Source organism: Spectribacter acetivorans (genome assembly GCF_031846305.1).
GTDB lineage: Bacteria > Pseudomonadota > Gammaproteobacteria > Nevskiales > Salinisphaeraceae > Spectribacter > Spectribacter acetivorans.
Genome location: NZ_JAVRHY010000018.1, coordinates 40,885 through 53,043, shown reverse-complemented (window position 1 = coordinate 53,043; position 12,159 = coordinate 40,885). Strand labels below are relative to the sequence as shown.

General features: G+C 66.7%; 12 protein-coding genes. 3 read left to right on the top strand and 9 right to left on the bottom strand.

Annotated features, from left to right (window positions below):
• Positions 1 to 45 precede the first annotated feature (45 nt).
• From RM531_RS14540 to RM531_RS14500, 9 genes are all read right to left on the bottom strand, one after another.
• Positions 46 to 315 (bottom strand): Lpp/OprI family alanine-zipper lipoprotein, encoded by a 270-nt coding sequence (locus RM531_RS14540; protein WP_311660288.1) that lies wholly within the window; start codon positions 313 to 315, stop codon positions 46 to 48.
• A gap of 112 nt (positions 316 to 427) precedes the next feature.
• The gene (locus RM531_RS14535; RefSeq protein ID WP_311660286.1) at positions 428 to 1,810 is read right to left on the bottom strand and encodes a GntP family permease; all 1,383 of its coding nucleotides are present in this window, start codon (positions 1,808 to 1,810) and stop codon (positions 428 to 430) included.
• 108 nt (positions 1,811 to 1,918) lie between these two features.
• The gene (locus RM531_RS14530) at positions 1,919 to 2,608 is read right to left on the bottom strand and encodes a DUF3379 family protein (RefSeq protein ID WP_311660283.1); all 690 of its coding nucleotides are present in this window, start codon (positions 2,606 to 2,608) and stop codon (positions 1,919 to 1,921) included.
• A complete protein-coding gene (locus RM531_RS14525; RefSeq protein WP_311660282.1) occupies positions 2,605 to 3,108 on the bottom strand; it encodes a sigma-70 family RNA polymerase sigma factor in 504 nt (167 codons plus the stop codon). Before RM531_RS14525 ends, RM531_RS14530 begins: the two co-directional genes overlap by 4 nt.
• A 78-nt stretch (positions 3,109 to 3,186) precedes the next feature.
• Complete coding sequence (locus tag RM531_RS14520; protein ID WP_311660279.1) at positions 3,187 to 4,665, bottom strand: protein adenylyltransferase SelO; 1,479 nt, start codon at positions 4,663 to 4,665, stop codon at positions 3,187 to 3,189.
• Positions 4,666 to 4,710: 45 nt separating this feature from the next.
• Positions 4,711 to 5,169, bottom strand: a complete 459-nt coding sequence (locus tag RM531_RS14515) for a universal stress protein (RefSeq protein WP_311660278.1) — start codon at positions 5,167 to 5,169, stop codon at positions 4,711 to 4,713.
• On the bottom strand, positions 5,135 to 6,586 hold the full coding sequence (locus tag RM531_RS14510) for a DHA2 family efflux MFS transporter permease subunit (RefSeq protein WP_311660275.1): 1,452 nt from the start codon (positions 6,584 to 6,586) through the stop codon (positions 5,135 to 5,137). The genes RM531_RS14515 and RM531_RS14510 overlap by 35 nt, the downstream gene beginning before the upstream one ends.
• A gap of 10 nt (positions 6,587 to 6,596) precedes the next feature.
• Positions 6,597 to 7,217, bottom strand: a complete 621-nt coding sequence (locus RM531_RS14505) for a hypothetical protein (RefSeq protein WP_311660273.1) — start codon at positions 7,215 to 7,217, stop codon at positions 6,597 to 6,599.
• A gap of 42 nt (positions 7,218 to 7,259) precedes the next feature.
• A complete protein-coding gene (locus RM531_RS14500; protein ID WP_311660271.1) occupies positions 7,260 to 9,557 on the bottom strand; it encodes a penicillin-binding protein 1A in 2,298 nt (765 codons plus the stop codon).
• 287 nt (positions 9,558 to 9,844) lie between these two features.
• On the opposite strand from RM531_RS14500, the gene pilM reads away from it, so the two are divergent.
• The 3 genes from pilM to RM531_RS14485 are packed head-to-tail and all read left to right on the top strand — an operon-like array spanning position 9,845 to position 12,155.
• Positions 9,845 to 10,924, top strand: a complete 1,080-nt coding sequence (gene pilM / locus RM531_RS14495) for a type IV pilus assembly protein PilM (protein WP_311660269.1) — start codon at positions 9,845 to 9,847, stop codon at positions 10,922 to 10,924.
• A gap of 8 nt (positions 10,925 to 10,932) precedes the next feature.
• Entirely contained in the window at positions 10,933 to 11,529 is a 597-nt protein-coding gene (locus RM531_RS14490; RefSeq protein ID WP_311660267.1) for a PilN domain-containing protein, read from the top strand.
• The gene (locus tag RM531_RS14485) at positions 11,526 to 12,155 is read left to right on the top strand and encodes a type IV pilus inner membrane component PilO (RefSeq protein WP_311660265.1); all 630 of its coding nucleotides are present in this window, start codon (positions 11,526 to 11,528) and stop codon (positions 12,153 to 12,155) included. Before RM531_RS14490 ends, RM531_RS14485 begins: the two co-directional genes overlap by 4 nt.
• The last annotated feature ends 4 nt before the right edge of the window (positions 12,156 to 12,159 follow it).

Here is a 12,159-nt window from a genome sequence, read left to right as displayed (position 1 = left end):
GCCCCGCCGGAGCGGGGCTTTGACGAATCGGATCGACTGTTCCGATTACTTGCGCTGAGAGGCCTCGAACATGCGCTCGATGCGCTTCGAGTTGGCCTGGCAGCAGGACTTGCTTTCCTGCGCCGCGCTCATCGCACGATCGGCAGTCTGCTGGGCCGAATCGGCCGAACTCTGAGCAGCATTCGCCGTGCTCTGCGCGGCTTCCGCCGTGCGCATTGCCTCGTCGACCTGGGCCTGGAGTTCGCTGTTCGAGCAACCTGCCGCGCCGGCAACCAGCGCCGCCAGAGCTGCAACCTTGATCCACTTACCCGTCATAATCACTTCTCCTGGTTGGGAATTGCCTTGGGTCTACCGGGCCCTCGTATCCCGACACAAAGCGGTGACAAATTAGCATATCCGGGCCCGAACAAGAAACAAGACCTCAGTATTACAAAATCAGGCTCAGCCCGGCGACGCAGGTGGCGGTCACCAGAAAGGGGATCAGCAGCGACACCACCGCGATGTCCGGATAGGCCTGACGATGGGTCAGCCCGCAGATGGTCAGCAGGGTGATGACCGCGCCGTTGTGCGGCAGCGAATCGAAGCCACCCGAGGACATCGAGGCGATGCGGTGCATGAACTCCGGATTCACGCCCAGGCTGGCGGCCAGCTCGTTGTAGGTTTCGCCCAGCGCCGACAGGGCGATGCCGAGGCCGCCCGACGCCGACCCGGTAATACCCGCCAGCACGTTCACAGCCACCATCTCGGAAATCAGCGGGTTGCCCGGCGAAATGTTGAGCACCGACTCCTTGACCACCGCGAACGCGGCCAGCGTGGCGATGGTGGTGCCGTAGCCCACCTCGCTGGCGGTGTTGAACATCGGCAGCAACGAGCCCATCGCGCCATCCGATAGTGTGCGATTGAGCCCGGCCCGCGAGCGGAAATGCACCGCCGCCACCAGCAGACCGGCCACCAGCAGCGCGGGGATGATGCCCCACAGGCCCCGTACGGACTCGAAATCGGTATTGCCGTAGGCGTCCGTGCCCAGATAGCCGGTGTCCCAGCCGGGCATGACGTACCGAACCATCACCAGATTGACGCCGATCACGGCGACGATGGGCAACAGGGCGGTCCAGAAGCCCGGCACGCCGCCGTCGATGGCTTCCGGCTCGCGGGTATGCCCGGTGCCGTAGCCCTCGCCGGCACGGCGCGCAGCCCGCAGCCGCCAGTTCAGCCATAGCACGCCGCCGCCCACCATCATCACGGCCGCCGTCAGTCCCAGCACCGGCGCGGCAAACGCGGTGGTGCCGAAATAGGACATGGGAATCACGTTGTGGATTTGCGCCGTACCGGGCAGCGCCGTCATCGCGAACGTGAACGCCCCCAGCGCCAGCGTGCCGCCCAGCAGACGCTTGGGAATATCCAGCTCCCGGAACAGCGCCGCAGCCAGCGGATAGACCGAGAACGCCACCACGAACGCGGATACGCCGCCGTATTCCAGCAGCCCGCAGGCCAGCACGATCGACAGCACGGCGTGGCGCTCGCCCAGCCAGTCGCGGAACTGCAGGGCGATCGATCGCGCGCAGCCGGAATCCTGCATCAGCTTGCCGAAGATGGCGCCGAGCAGAAAGATCGGGAAGTAGCGGGCCGCAAAGTCGCCCATGGCAGGCATGAACACCTGGGTATAGGTGGCCAGAAGCGGGACGCCATCCGCCTGGAACAGACAGGCCAGCAGCGCCAGCACCGGCGCCAGCAGAATCACCGATACCCCGCGGTACGCCAGGAACATCAGCAGTCCCAGCGACACCAAGATTCCCATGACCCCCAGCATGCATTCTCCCCGACAACAGCGATGACAACGCCCCGGCCATCGTACGGCGGGCCGACGCGTCCAAGGTTAACCGGGGTGGGCGCTGGACGCACCCATGCGAATCAGGCCTCAGACCTGCCAGCCCAGCTGCCGGCGCATGCGCTCGCCCAGTTCGACCAGCCGGCTCTGGTCGGGACAGAACAGCAGGATCAGCCCGTCGCGGGTGCTCACCACCTGGCTGGACAGCCCGGGCACCTCGGACAGACCGGACAGCTGCTCGGCGGTCATGCCGGGCATGACAAACGCGGTGACCGGGGCCTCGCCCGAATCCACGATCAGATGGGCACCGCGATGCCCGTCCACCACGCATAGTTCGGCCCGGACAACCTCGGATAGATCCGAAACCGCCGGCAGGGACAGATTGGCCGCCACTCGCTGCAACGCCATGCCATCGGCTTCGGCCAACGGCACCTGATCCACGGGATGAGCCGTCATGTGCGCGGTAAAGTTTTCGATATCCGATCCCGACGGCGACACCAGAAGCACCGATGTCACGCCGACCACCACCAGCACCGACGCCGCCATCGCCAGCCAGCCGGTGCGCCGGCGGCGACCGCGCAGGCTGCGTTCGAAGATCACCCGCTGGGTCAGGCCCTCGGGCACGGGCACCCGAAGGGCCGACGCCAGGCGCCGGTCGAAATCCAGCTGTTCGGCCGCGAAACGATTGCAGGCCGCACACTGCAGACGATGTGCCTGCTGTTCGGCGGTCAGATGCTGCGGGTCTGCCTGACAGGCCCGGCGGAATTCCAGGCAATTCATTGCACACTCTCCACGGCCCGATCGGTGCCGTCCATAAGTTGTTTGCGCGCGCGAAACAGGCGGGTCATCACCGCGCTTTCGCTAAGGTCCATGGCCTCGGCGATCTCGGCCACCTTGCAGCCCAGAATCACCTGCATGGCCAGGGGTTCGCGGTAGTCCTCGGGCAGCGCGGCGATGCGCTGCTGCAGCTCCCGCCGTTCGGCGTCGGCAAACGGATCGCGTCCCGATTCGTCCTCGATGAAGGACATGTCCATGTCCACCCGGTCCAGGTGCTTGCGCTCGTACAGCCGCGCGTGTTCCCGCCGCAGGGTGGTGAGCAGCCAGGCCTTGACGGCACCGGAATCCCGCAGCTTGTCCATGAAGCGCCAGGCCCGCAGCAGGGTTTCCTGCACCAGGTCCTGGGCTAGGTCGCGATCCCGGCACAGCCATACGGCGTAGCGGAACAGATCGTTGGCCACCGCCGCCGTCATGGCATCGAACTGATGTTGTCTGCTGCTCATGTCCGCCCGGCGGCCACCCTTGTCATCGATTCGATGCATTAGACCGTGGCCCGGTGGTTTCCATTGCCGCGGGGCTGCTCAGGCGGTACAGCTCAACGCGATCTCCGCAGCCCAGGCGGGCGGGCGTTTCGCGTACTCCGCCATATCGGGCTGTTCGTCGAAGGGCCGGGCCAGCAGACGCTGCAGCCGTTCGATTTCGCTGTAGTCGCCGCCCTGCGCCGCACGAATCGCCTGCTCCGCGAGATAGGTACGCAGCACGTAGCGCGGATTGGCCGCCGGCAGGCATTCGGCCATCGCTGCCGCCGACACCGGCCAGGCCGCGCGCCAGTCCCGCAGCCAGGCCGCGGCGTCATCCGGCCGAGAGAATTCCGCCAGCCATGCACCCTCATCCCCGGCTGCTGCCGAACACAGGCCCCGAAAGCTGCGGGTGAAGTCGGCGCCATCCGCCGCCATCAGGGTCAGCAGACGATCGCGCAGATCGACCGTGGCCGGGCTATCCGGCAGCCTCAGCCGGGCCGCCATCCGGCGGTTGTACGCGGCATCGAAGGCCGGCCGATAGGCCTTGAGCAGGTCCTGCCCCATACCGATGGCGGTGTCCGGATCCTCGGACAGCAGCGGCAGGATGGCCTGCACGAAACAGCCCAGATTCCACAGGGCGGCGTCGGGCTGGCGGTTGAACGCATAGCGTCCGGTTTCGTCGGTGTGATTGAACACCGCGTCGGGCCGATAGTCGTCCATGAACCCGAACGGCCCGTAGTCCAACGTGAGGCCGGCCACCGACATGTTGTCCGTGTTCATCACGCCGTGGACGAAACCCACGCTCTGCCAGGCCGCCATCAGCTCGGCAGTGCGCTCGATCACGCCGGCCACCCAGGCCTGATAACGGGCCTGACCGGGCGGCTGGCCGGCCAGATCGGGATACTCCACTTCGATGACGTGATCTGCCAGCGGCGCCAGATGGTCGAACTGCGAGCGGTAGAACAGGTATTCGAAGCTGCCGAATCGCACGTGGGTCGGCGCCAGCCGCGTCAGCACCGCGGCGGGATGCCAGGTGTCGCGCGCCACCTTCAGGCTGGAGCCGATCACGCACAGGGCCCGGGTGGTGGGAATTCCCAGCCCCGCCATCGCCTCGCTGACCAGATATTCCCGTACCGTGGAAGCCAGCATCGCCCGCCCGTCGGCATGCCGGGAATACGGGGTCTTGCCGGCGCCCTTGAGCTGCACATCCCAGCACTTGCCGGCGCGGTTGCGCACCTGCCCGAGAGACACCACGCGACCGTCGCCCAGCTGCGGTACCCACACGCCGAACTGGTGCCCGGCATAGCGGTGCGCGAAGGGCTGGCAGTCTGCCGGCAGCCGATTACCGGCGAAGGTGGAGACGAATGCCGGGTCGGCAGTATCCAGATCGATCAGCGCGGCCGCCTCGTCGCTGACCGCGATACGAAAGGGGTCGGGCAATTCGGTAGGTGTCTGGGGCCTGCCGTAGGCGGTACCGAGCGCCTGGAAACGGTTGTCCCAGGTCAGTTCGTCGATCGACTTGCGCGGGGAATCGGTCATGCCGGCATGATCCGCGCCGGACCAGACTGGCGCAACCGGTCCCCGTTATTCTTCCGCCAGGGCGGGGTCGCAGGCCTGAACCACCAGCATGGCGCAGGTAAGACGGTCCAGCAGCGAGGCGCTTACCGAGCCCTGCCACCAGCGCGTCAGCGGCCCACGCTGCTGATGACCCACCACTACCAGGTCGATATTCAGCGACTCCGCCAGCTCGGCGATTTCCTGGGCCGGCAGACCGGCCCGCAGATGGCCGCGCGCCTCGACGCCGAGGTCGCGCAGAATCTCGACGCCCTCGGCGAGTATCTGCTCGACCCGATCGCGCTCGGCCTCGTACATGGCTTCGGTGTAGAAACCCTCCGCCGCGGCCACCGCGCTGGCCAGCGGCACCACCGCCAGCAGGTGAACCTCGGACTGGGGCAGTTTCAGCAGCGGCTGCGCCCCGCGCAGGGCCACCCGCCCCCGCTCGCTGCCGTCATAGGCCAGAAGAATTCGCTCGAACTCGCGCATGCCGCACTCCCATCGCCACTGCCGGGATCACCGCCAGGACGAAACACGAACCGAGCACCATGAAAGTCTCTGCGAAGCCCCGCGTCAATGCCTGCAGGCCCGCGGGGTCGGCCGCACCCGGCTGATACAGGTTATGCAGCGCCAGTGACGACTCGCCCCCGGCATGAAGATGCTGGCGCACGCGCCAGTCCAGCAACAGCGCGAACAGGTTGACGCCGAAGGCCCCGCCCAGTTGCCGGGCAAAGTTGATCACGCCGGAGCCCTGATGCATCAGGCCGTCCGGCAAGCCCCGCAGGGCATCCAGATTGAGGGCCGGCAGAATCAGCCCCAGCCCGATGCGGCCCAGCAGGATGAACGCCGCCAGCACCACGAAACCGGTCGCCGGCCCGGTGGTCGCCAGGGCGAAGAACGCCAGCGCCACCAGCACCAGCCCGGCGATGATCAGCCGGTGCGCCGGCCAGTGGTCGCTGAGACGCCCGGATACCGGAAACACCATCGCCAGCGCCAGCCCCGCGGGCATCAGCACCAGCCCGGTCATGGTGGCGGACAGCCCTTGCACGCCCTGCACCAGCAGCGGCAGCAGATAGGTGGAACCGAACAGCCCGGCGCCGTAGACCAGTGCCAGCACGAAAGCCAGGGCAAATGCCGGCTGGCGGAATACGCCAAGGTTCACCAACGGCGAGGCCCGGCGCCGCTGCAGAATGAGGAACCCGGCCAGCAACACCAGTCCGCCGGCAATCAGCCAGCCCGGGGGAATCCAGGCGTGCGCCAGCCCCAGCTCCGCCAACCCGCCGAGCAACAGCGCCAGGCCTGCCGCCAGCAGGCCGATGCCCCACCAGTCGAAGGGGAGCACCGTCTCGGCCCGGTGATTGCCGAGCGTGCGCCGGGCGCCCCAGAGGCCGACGGCACAGAACGGCAGCGCGGCGAGATACACCGCGCGCCAACTGAATACGTCCACTAGCCAGCCGCCCACGGCCGGACCCACCGCGGGCGCCAGCACCACACCCATGCCGTAAAGACCGAGCGCCCGGCCACGTTCGTCGTCAGGAAATACCTGGAAAATCACCACCAGCGCGAGCGGCTGAATGATGCCGGCCACCGCCCCCTGCAGGATGCGCGCGGCAATCATCACCGGCGTATTCCAGCTGGCCGCCGCCAGCAGCGAGGCCACCACGAACAGCCACAGGGCAATGCGGAAGGTGCGCTGCTGGCCCAGCCGCTCCACCACCCGTGCGCTGGCCAGCATGGTGGCGGTCATCGCGGCTAGAAAGCCCGTGGAAAGCCACTGGGCATGCAACTGGTCCATGTCGAAGTCGGCCATGATGCCGGGCACGGCGACGTTCACGATGGTGGTGGTCAGGACCACCGAGATGGTCCCCATCAGCACGGTCAGGGTGGCCGGCCAGCGACCACCCACTGGGGACGAATCAGATGCCGGCGACATCATCGGCCAGCAGCCGCGCCACCTCCTCGGTCTTGGCCCGGGCCAGCGGTGTGCCGTCGATCAGGCTGTTGGGGGCCTGGCGCATTTCCGTCAGCGGGAACAGTACCGCCTCGAAACCGACCCCGCCGGCGACGAAACGGAATGCCGGGTAATGCTGGTAGCCACCGCGGCCATAGCGGAAGCGGCGCTCGCCCAGCTCGAACGGAATACCGCGATCCTGGAGGTGGAAATCGAAGGCCTCGGAGTGATCGGCGAACACGTGCAACTGCACATCGCTGTGCGGGGTCGCCAGACCGCTGAGCACATCCCCCACCAGCCGCGGCTCAAACGCCTCGAGTTCGCGCATGGCCTGCAGGGCCGCACGCCGCAGCTCGGCCAGCCGGTCGGCGGTATCGGTCCCGGCGAACAGCCGCTGGTACGCCGCCAGCGCGGCTTCGATTTCGGTATTGCGCGGCAGCGGCCCGCGACGGATATCGACCCCGTGCCGGGCCGCGGCCTTTTCCTTGGCCAGCCGATAGTCGCGAATGCCCTGCTCCTGGATCATCTGCGCCGCGGTCTGCGCCAGCTGCTGGCGCATCGCCTCTACCCGCTTGCCGTTGGCCATCGCCAGAAATCCTCTGATGGACCGGCGCCGTACCCGGCGCGATCAGAACAGTTGCTCGACTTCCTCGGTGCCGCCGTCCTGGCCGGGCGCCCCGGCCTCCGGCTTGTTCTCCTCGCGGAAGATCTCGAATATGCCGTCACCGCCGCCCTCGGCCAGCCGCCCGGATTCCGGATCGATGCGCACGCTCACCAGCCCCGAGGGCCGCGTCATGCTGTGTTCCGGCTGATCGGCGAGGGCCGAGCCCATGAAGTCGATCCACATCGGCAGTGCCGCCTGCCCGCCGGTTTCGCCGCCGCCCAGGGGCTCGAGCTTGTCGAAGCCGACCCAGGCCACCGCCACCAGATCGGCGTTGAAGCCGGTAAACCAGGCGTCACGCTGCTCGTTGGTGGTGCCGGTCTTGCCGGCAAGATCCTTACGCCCCAGCCGGGTGGCGCGCCTTCCGGTGCCGTGCTGGATCACGTCCTGCATCATGCTGTTCATCAGCCAGGCCGTCTGTGCCGGGATCACGCGTGGCGCGAACGGCCGGTCGGCCCCGCTGCAGGATTGCGGGCAGGCGGTAAGCGGTTCCGCCTCGTACACCGTTTCGTCGCGGCCATCGCGTATCTCGCGGATGAAATAGGGCTCGACCAGAAACCCGCCATTGGCGAACACGGCATCGGCCCGCGCTATCTGCAGCGGGCTGAAAGTACCGCTACCCAGAGACAGCGACAGATCCCGCGGCATCTGGTCCACGGGCAGGCCGAACCGGCTGATGTAGTCGATGGCGGTGTCGATACCGATCGAGCGCAGCAGGCGGATGGTCACGAGATTGCGCGAATGCGTCAGAGCCTCGCGCAGCCGGGTGGGCCCGTGAATGCGACCGCTGTAGTTCTCGGGCCGCCAGTCGCGCCCCAGCCCGGGGGCGTCGAATACCACCGGGGCGTCGTTGATGATGGTGGCCGGGGTGAAGCCGTTGTCCAGCGCCGCGGCATACAGGAATGGCTTGAACGAGGAACCCGGCTGGCGTTTCGCCTGCACCGCCCGGTTGAACTTGCTCAGGCTGTAGTCGAAGCCGCCGGCCAGGCCCTGGATTGCCCCGTCGCGTGGGTCGAGCGCGACCAGCGCCCCCTGCACGTCGGGAATCTGCACCAGCGACCAGGCCTGCTTGTCGTCACCGGTGTAGGCCAGCCGCACGATATCCCCGCGCTCGATCAGGCTGGCAAGCGAATCGCCGTCGCTCAGCCAGGCAACCCGGCTCCGGTTCACCCTCACCTCGCCGTGTGGCTCGGTGTAGAGCGTGGCCTCGTCGGCGCCGGCCGACAGCACCACCGCCGGCACCAGGCCGCCCGCATCGGGGCGTTCGGCCAGGGCGTCGTTCATGATCTCGGTATCGCCCATATCGCTCGTCGGCATGTCGGCTTCCGCGCCCCGCCACTCGTGCCGGGCGTCATAGGCCAGCAATGCCCGCCGCAGGCTGCGGTTGGCAGCGCGCTGGCGCTCGCTGAGCAGCGTGGTGGTGACCTTGTAGCCGGCGGTGTAGGCGGCATCTTCGCCGAACCGGTCCACCACCTCCTGGCGCACCATCTCGGCCACGTAATCGGCCTCGTAACGGCTGTCCGCCACCCGCGTGGCGGTCTCCACCGGCTGGGACTCCGCGGTCTCGTATTCGTCACGGGTGATGTAGTCCAGCGCCACCATCCGGCCGAGCACATAATCGCGGCGGCTGCGGGCACGCTCCGGATAGCGCGCCGGATTGTAGTGCGAGGGGGCCTTGGGCAGGCCGGCGAGGGTCGCCACCTCACCCACCGAAAGATCCGCCAGCGTCTTGTCGTAATACACCTCGGCCGCGGCGCCCACCCCGTAGCTGCGATTGCCCAGGTAAATCTTGTTCAGGTAGATCTCGAGAATCTGGTTCTTGGACAGCGCCGCCTCGATGCGCAGCGCCAGAAAGATTTCCTTGATCTTGCGGGTGTAGGTGCGCTCGCGCGACAGGAACAGGTTGCGGGCCAGCTGCATGGTGATGGTGCTGCCACCCTGGGTCTTCTCGCCGGTGAGAAGCAGATTCCAGGCTGCCCGCAACAGGCCCTGGTAATCCACCCCGGGGTGCTCGAAGAAGCGGTCATCCTCGGCCGCCAGGAAGGCGTCAATCACCCGGGACGGAATGTCCTCGAACGTCACCGGCAGGCGCCGCTCGGCGCCGTATTCCGCAATCAGCTGGTCGTCGGCGGTGTAAACCCGGAGCGGTTCGTTGAGCTGGGCCTCGCCGATCTCGCCCGGCTTGGGCAACTGCGGGCCGAAATACAGATAGGTGCCGCCGACCACGCCCACCGCAAGCAGGGACGCGGACAGCAGACCCGCCATGATAACCAGAAGAACCTTGACCGCACGCGGCAATGTGAGTGTCCACCCGAGGTATCGCGCGTGGCGCAAGCGGCACGCACGCATAAAGCCAGTCGTCATGATACCGGGGCCGCGTACGGCCTGCAGCCTTGCTTCAGTGCGGCTTGTCGGCGCCGATAACTTCTGCGATGGTTCTTTCAGGCCGGATGGGTCACGATATTGATTACAAGTCAGCGGCTTGCAGAAAGCCTTGGGGGTAAGGGGCAAACCGCACCGGTGACCGCCGGCCTTGGTACTGGGGGAATTTGATGGGTCTGCTGGATTCGATCACGGGACGCGAATCACCGGAACTGGTGGCGCTGGACATCAGCGCTGGCCGGGTCAAGCTGCTCGAACTCGGCGGCAGCCTCGATGCGCCCCTGATCAAGGCCTTTGCCACCGAAGCCCTGCCGCCCGACGCGGTGCAGGATCGCCAGATTGTGGAACCGGAACTGGTGGCCCAGAGCATCAACCGCGCGATGCAGAAATCCGGCTGCCGCCAGCAACAGGCGGCGGTCGCCGTGTCCGGCTCGGCGGTGATCAGCAAGATCATCGACATGCCCGCCACCCTGACCGAGGACGAGATCGAACAGCAGATCGGCTTCGAGGCCGATGCCTATATTCCCTACCCCATCGAGGACGTCAGCCTGGATTTCCAGATCATGGGCCCCTCGCCCCACGACGGCGACATGCAGCAGGTGCTGCTGGCGGCCTGCCGGCGCGACAATGTCGAAATGCGGATCGCCGCGGTTGAAATTGCCGGCCTGAAGGTCAGGCTGGTGGACGTGGAAAGCTACGCGCTGCAGAACGCCTGCGGGCTGCTGATCGAGCAGATGCCCGACAAGGGCGCGGAACGCACGGTGGCGGTGGTCGACGTGGGGGCCACCACCACGGCGGTAAACGTGCTGCATAGCGGTGAAACCATCTACACCCGTGAACAGGCCTTCGGCGGCAGCCATCTGGTGGAGGAAATCCAGCGGCACGAAGGGTTGGATTCGTCCGAAGCCGCGCTGGCCCGCCTGCGCAGCGGCGAGCTGGCGGCCGATTATCTGGCATCCATCGTGCCGGACTTTGCCGAACAGCTGGCCCAGCAGATCGATCGATCGCTGCAGTTGTTCTTCTCGCAATCGGGCGAGATCGAAAGTGTGGAGCAGATCATCCTCACCGGCGGCTGCGCGCTGTTTACCGGTCTGGATGACCACGTCGGCCGCACGCTGGAAATCGCCACTGCCTCGGGCAACCCGCTGGCCGGGCTCAAGGCCAGCGGCGGCGCCCGGCGCGGCCGCGTGGATGCCGAGGCCCCGGCCCTGATGGTGGCAACCGGCCTCGCGCTGCGGGCACTGGACTGAGCGGCGTCATGCAGACACTCATCCGCATCAACCTGCTGGACTGGCGCGAAGCCCGCCGCGAACAGCGCAAGAAGCAGTTCTTCACCGCACTTGCCGCGGCAGCAATCGGCGCACTGGGCTTGGTGGCGCTCGGGGTGTTCGCCTACAACAGCGCCATCGACAGCCAGCAGGCCCGCAATCGCTTCCTCAAGGCCGAGATCGCGGAGATCGACAAGCAGATCACTGAGATCGAGAAACTCGAGGAAACCCGCGACAATCTGATCACCCGCATGCGCATCATCGAGGAACTGCAACAGTCCCGCTCCCAGATCGTCCACTATTTCGACCAGATCGTGGAAACGCTGCCCGAGGGCGTCTACCTCACCTCGCTGAAACAGAACGGCAAGACCACCACGGTCGACGGCATCGCCGAATCCAACGGCCGGGTGTCGGCCTACATGATCAACCTGGATGACTCCGACTGGTTCGAGGATCCGCGGCTGGTGGTCATCAAGGGCACCAGCGGCGGCTCCCAGCGTGCCGCCGAATTCACGCTGAACTTCCGTACCGTGAACCCCCAGAAGCCGGATGACGAAGGCGGCGAGTCGGAGGCCGAAACGCCATGAGACTCAACGAGTTTGTCGACGAACTCCGGGCGCTGGATCAGCACAATGTCGGCAGCTGGCCGACCTGGGCCTATGTCGGCGCCGTGGTGATCGTCTCGGCGGTGCTGCTGGGCCTGGGAAGCTGGTACTTCGTGCTGCCCAAGGGCGACGAACTCGACCGCGCCCGCCAGCAGGAAACGTCGCTGCGCGCCGAGTTCGAGCGCAAGCAGAAGAAGGTGGCCAATCTCGACGCCTACAAGGAACAGCTTGCGGAAATGCGCCAGACCTTCGGTGACCTGCTGCGGCAACTGCCCAGCCAGACCGAGGTGCCCAACCTGCTCAACGACATCTCCCAGACCCGTCTGGCCAGCGGGCTGGAGGAAGAACTGTTCAAGCCGCGCCCGGAACTGGTGAAGGATTTCTACGCCGTGCTGCCCAACGATCTGGTGGTCACCGGCAGCTATCACGAACTGGGCGCGTTCGTTTCCGGCGTGGCCGCGCTGCCGCGCATCGTCACCCTGGACAATGTCAGCATCCAGCCCGCCGAGGACAGCCAGGGCGGAGAACTGCGCATGAGCGTGGTGGCCAACACCTACCGCTATCTGGACGGCGACGAAACCGCCGGGACCACGGAGGATGACCAGTGATCGG

Bases quoted from the DNA above. Each gene is read 5' to 3' on its own strand.
- RM531_RS14540 (WP_311660288.1), bottom strand. From the start codon at position 315: ATGACGGGTAAGTGGATCAAGGTTGCAGCTCTGGCGGCGCTGGTTGCC.
- RM531_RS14535 (WP_311660286.1), bottom strand. From the start codon at position 1,810: ATGCTGGGGGTCATGGGAATCTTGGTGTCGCTGGGACTGCTGATGTTC.
- RM531_RS14530 (WP_311660283.1), bottom strand. From the start codon at position 2,608: ATGAATTGCCTGGAATTCCGCCGGGCCTGTCAGGCAGACCCGCAGCAT.
- RM531_RS14525 (WP_311660282.1), bottom strand. From the start codon at position 3,108: ATGAGCAGCAGACAACATCAGTTCGATGCCATGACGGCGGCGGTGGCC.
- RM531_RS14520 (WP_311660279.1), bottom strand. From the start codon at position 4,665: ATGACCGATTCCCCGCGCAAGTCGATCGACGAACTGACCTGGGACAAC.
- RM531_RS14515 (WP_311660278.1), bottom strand. From the start codon at position 5,169: ATGCGCGAGTTCGAGCGAATTCTTCTGGCCTATGACGGCAGCGAGCGG.
- RM531_RS14505 (WP_311660273.1), bottom strand. From the start codon at position 7,217: ATGGCCAACGGCAAGCGGGTAGAGGCGATGCGCCAGCAGCTGGCGCAG.
- RM531_RS14500 (WP_311660271.1), bottom strand. From the start codon at position 9,557: ATGGCGGGTCTGCTGTCCGCGTCCCTGCTTGCGGTGGGCGTGGTCGGC.
- pilM (WP_311660269.1), top strand. From the start codon at position 9,845: ATGGGTCTGCTGGATTCGATCACGGGACGCGAATCACCGGAACTGGTG.
- RM531_RS14490 (WP_311660267.1), top strand. From the start codon at position 10,933: ATGCAGACACTCATCCGCATCAACCTGCTGGACTGGCGCGAAGCCCGC.
- RM531_RS14485 (WP_311660265.1), top strand. From the start codon at position 11,526: ATGAGACTCAACGAGTTTGTCGACGAACTCCGGGCGCTGGATCAGCAC.